The 4,000-nt window shown below is 51.6% G+C and carries 5 protein-coding genes; all 5 read right to left on the reverse strand.

All coding sequences use genetic code 11. From position 1 onward, the window contains the following. On the reverse strand, positions 1-289 hold a 289-nt coding region (locus tag ABYW01_RS15950; protein ID WP_372834546.1), incomplete at its 3' end, for a Mur ligase domain-containing protein. After that, on the reverse strand, positions 289-1,995 hold the full coding sequence (locus tag ABYW01_RS15955) for a peptidoglycan D,D-transpeptidase FtsI family protein (protein ID WP_372834548.1): 1,707 nt from the start codon (positions 1,993-1,995) through the stop codon (positions 289-291). The genes ABYW01_RS15955 and ABYW01_RS15950, both read right to left, overlap by 1 nt. Next, positions 1,988-2,335 carry a cell division protein FtsL gene (ftsL, locus tag ABYW01_RS15960; RefSeq protein WP_372834550.1) on the reverse strand — a complete coding sequence of 116 codons (348 nt, stop codon included), beginning with the start codon at positions 2,333-2,335 and terminating at the stop codon, positions 1,988-1,990. Before ftsL ends, ABYW01_RS15955 begins: the two co-directional genes overlap by 8 nt. Next, positions 2,336-3,274 carry a 16S rRNA (cytosine(1402)-N(4))-methyltransferase RsmH gene (rsmH, locus tag ABYW01_RS15965; protein ID WP_372834552.1) on the reverse strand — a complete coding sequence of 313 codons (939 nt, stop codon included), beginning with the start codon at positions 3,272-3,274 and terminating at the stop codon, positions 2,336-2,338. A 19-nt stretch (positions 3,275-3,293) separates the two neighbouring features. Then, entirely contained in the window at positions 3,294-3,746 is a 453-nt protein-coding gene (gene mraZ, locus ABYW01_RS15970; RefSeq protein ID WP_193952105.1) for a division/cell wall cluster transcriptional repressor MraZ, read from the reverse strand. Positions 3,747-4,000 lie beyond the last annotated feature (254 nt).

Raw genomic sequence — 4,000 nt, forward strand, 5'->3', positions numbered from 1 at the left:
CCGCGATACCACTTAAACGCTGCGCTAATTGCTCTACGGCGATGACAGGTACAGGGCTCGGTTCAGCCCACTGCTCTAAGCTATCGATCAGGATCGCCGCCGCACCTTTTTCGATGGCGTCAGCAACAAAATTGATACCTTTATACTGCCCACCTGCGCGTGCACAGAACAGATCGCCTGCTACGATTTTCCGGCTGTCCTGACTGATACCCGTCACGACACATGCACCGGCTTCCGCATCAACAAGCTCCGGTAACAACTCCACCAATGATCGGCTTCGAATAGTCATCAGCGTTTTACAACCTGTTGTTCGGGGCGCACCAGGTTATCCGGCGGGATATTCAACATACGCAGCGTTCCACCCACAGTGCGGGAGAAAATCGGTGCCGCAACCTCTCCACCGTAGTGCTCCTGTCCTCTCGGATTATCGACCATCACGACGGTAACCACCTCGGGATTACTGGCCGGCGCAATGCCCGCAAAAAGAGAGATATACTGGTCGTCGATATATCCGTTATTACCAACTTTATGCACCGTTCCGGTCTTACCCGCGACCCTATAACCTGGAATGGCCGCCTGACGGCCCGTCCCTTTAATACTGATAACCGTTTCCATCATGCCCCGGATCGAGCGCGCGATCGGTGCCGGCATAACACGTACCGGCGGTAATGGTTTGTCGGTACGTAGCAAGCTGACAGGTGTCATCACTCCATCATTCGCTAATGGCAGATAAGATTGCGCCAGCTGCAGTGGCGTGACGGACAAACCATAGCCATAAGACAGCGTCGCACGCTGTAAGACCTGGCTATCCGCTAAGTAAGGCAGACGCCCGGAACGCTCCCCCGGAAAACCGATGCCTGTAGCATGCCCGATACCCACGTTCTGCAATAAATTATGCAAGCTACCCGGCTCCAGGCTCAGTGCTAACTTCACCGATCCCACATTGCTCGACTTTGTAATAATGCCGGTAATATCCAGCTCGCCATAATTGCGGTGATCCCGAATCGTTTTACCTTTCAAGCGCATATGACCGGGTGTTGTATCAATGACACTGCGCATACCATACTTCCCGCTCATCAGCGCAGCAGCAACGGTCATTGGCTTCATGGTTGAACCGGGTTCAAACAGATCGGTTACCGCCCGATTACGAATCGTCGACGACACACGGTCTGCCGGATTATTCGGGTTGTAGGATGGGTAATTCGCCATCGCTAATACTTCACCGGTTTTTGCATCCAACATCACCAGCGATGCCGCATCGGCACGATGAGCGGTTACCGCAGCTTTAAGTTCACGATACGCTAGGTACTGCAGTCGCATATCAATACTCAACTGCAGCGATTGACCTTGCTCTGCTGCACTTTCAGAACGGATATGCTTAACGGTACGCCCCAGCAAATCCTTCAAGACCAGCTGTTTACCGGGCTCAGAATGCAGCGCTTTTTCATACGACAGTTCCAGACCTTCCTGTCCCTTGCCATCACGATTGGTAAAACCAAGCAGATGACTGGCCACTTCGCCCGACGGATAAAACCGCTTGTAGTCACGTTCAACATGTATCCCTGGCACTTTCAGCTCACGAATACGTGCTGCTACCTGAGGTTCAACCTGACGCTTCAAATACATAAATCGCTTCGAACGTTTAGCTGAAACCTTCTTCACCAAGCGGTCTCGACTCGTGCCTAAATGGCGGGCAACTTTGCCTAGCGATACATGCTTGAGGTCTGCCATCTTAGGATCAACCCATACGGTCGCAACAGGCGCACTGACCGCCATCGGCTCCCCGTTGCGATCGGTAATCATGCCTCGATGCGCCGGTACCTGAATGACTCGCAGGCTTCGGGCATTACCCTGATTCTGCAGAAACTCCTGATCCTCGACATACAGCGTGACCAGCTTAAAGCCAATGCCACAGGTAATAGCAGCGAGAATCCCCAGCACAAGTGCCAGCCTCCACCCCTTACCGATCTGACTGCATGTCTGCTCTTCACTCATCGCGCACGAACTCTATCAGCGTTGGATCTGGCACTTTCATATTCAGCTTTTTAATCACCAGAGACTCAACCCGGTTATTTGCAGCCCAGGCACCCTGTTCCAGTAATAGCTGACCCCATTCAACCTGCAATTCGTCGTACTCACGCACGGTTACCTGGTGTTGATGAAACAGCTTTCGGTAATCGTGCGATGCAAAAATCACCATTAATGCTGACCCAACAACCATCAGCACCACGACCGCTAACATCAATGCCGGCTTTATCAGTTCTTCTGCACGATACAACCGTTCAGGTTGTACTTCTGGTTCACGCACTTTGCGGAACCGCTGCAACGCCAACATTTAGGCGATCTTATAAGCTGCACGCATGACGGCACTGCGCGCACGAGGGTTGTCAGACACCTCCTGCTTACCCGCCTTCACCGCTTTTCCCAGCCCTTTCAGGCGCTGATTCAGCATATCCTGAGTCACAGGAATCCCCGGTGGTAGGTGCTCGTCACCTTTGACGTATTTGCGGATAAAGCGTTTTACAATCCGGTCTTCTAACGAGTGGAAACTGATCACCACCAAACGCCCACCTTCAGCCAATACTTCAAGTGCCTGATCAAGACAGCGTTCAAGATCTTCCAGCTCACGATTTATATGAATTCTGATCCCCTGGAAGGCACGTGTCGCAGGATGTTTGCCTTTCTCCCACGCAGGATTGGCCTCAGCAATAATTTTCGCCAAACGTCCTGTTGTCACGATCGGAGACTCTGCCCTTTCAGCGACAATCGCTTTCGCCATGCGACGAGAGAAGCGCTCTTCGCCGTACAGATAGATAACATCCGCGATCTCTTTTTCTTCAGCGCGAGCCAACCATTCTGCTGCGCTCTCCCCTACCGCCGTATTCATACGCATATCTAACGGGCCGTCGTTGGAGAAACTAAAGCCACGATCGGGATCATCCAGCTGAGGCGAGGACACACCTAAGTCCAGGAGTACGCCATCAACCTTACCCATCATCCCTGCGTCAGTTACAAACTGCTCCATCTCTGCAAAGCTGCCGTGCGCAATGGAGAAACGAGGTTCGTCACCAAAGCGTTCTTTTGAATGCGCGATCGCCTGAGGGTCCTTATCGATACCCATCACCCGACCACCTTCAGACAGACGATCCAATACCAGCGCAGTGTGACCGCCGCGGCCAAAAGTACCGTCTACGTAAAACCCGTCGGGATCCTGCACCAGCAGGTCGACAGCTTCGTTGAGCAGTACCGTAATATGTTTAAATTCCTGCGCCATGATTCAGCATGATTCCGATTTAAAGTGACAGACTCTGCATCTCTTCAGGCATTTCAGCGCCTTCCGCAACTTGCAGATATTCATCGCGAGTCTCCGCCCAGCGGGACTCACTCCATATTTCAAATTTCCGCCCTTGGCCAAGAAGTACAATTTTCTTGTCGAGCCCCGCGTATTCACGCAACGGCGCAGGCAGCAACAGACGACCATTAGCATCCATATCCAGATCTGTTGCATGACCGATCAGTAAACGTTGAAGGCGACGGGCTACCGGATTTAAACTCGGCAGAGCTTCAATTTTCTTCTGAATCTCTTCCCACTCCTGAAGCGGATAAAGCAGTAAGCAGCGATCGTCAGGGTCAATCGTGGCAACCAGACACCCATCACAACACCCCGTGATTTGTTCACGGTAGCGCGCTGGAATCGCCATGCGTCCCTTTGCGTCCAGATTGATTGGATTCACGCCACGAAACATCTATTGCCTACCCAGCCACCAAATTTTCCCACTTTTATCCACTTTACCCCACTACACAACACTATAGAAATTAACCCCAGTAAATGCAAGGCGGCGATCGACCGGAAACCCGCGTAAAATCAGGCAATTATTAGATTGTTTAATAGTGGGAGAACAAGTAAAAACGGTGTGAATTTGAAGCCCTTGAAAACTAAGGAGTTAAAAGCACTTCACTGTGCGAACGCACTAAAAAGAGAGAGAAAACCTGAATAAAA

It is taken from the genome of Pontibacterium sp. (assembly GCF_041587635.1).
Lineage (GTDB): Bacteria > Pseudomonadota > Gammaproteobacteria > Pseudomonadales > Balneatricaceae > Pontibacterium.

Coding starts and splice junctions, on each gene's coding strand:
- ABYW01_RS15955 (WP_372834548.1), bottom strand. CDS start 1,995: ATGAGTGAAGAGCAGACATGCAGTCAGATCGGTAAGGGGTGGAGGCTG.
- ftsL (WP_372834550.1), bottom strand. CDS start 2,335: ATGTTGGCGTTGCAGCGGTTCCGCAAAGTGCGTGAACCAGAAGTACAA.
- rsmH (WP_372834552.1), bottom strand. CDS start 3,274: ATGGCGCAGGAATTTAAACATATTACGGTACTGCTCAACGAAGCTGTC.
- mraZ (WP_193952105.1), bottom strand. CDS start 3,746: ATGTTTCGTGGCGTGAATCCAATCAATCTGGACGCAAAGGGACGCATG.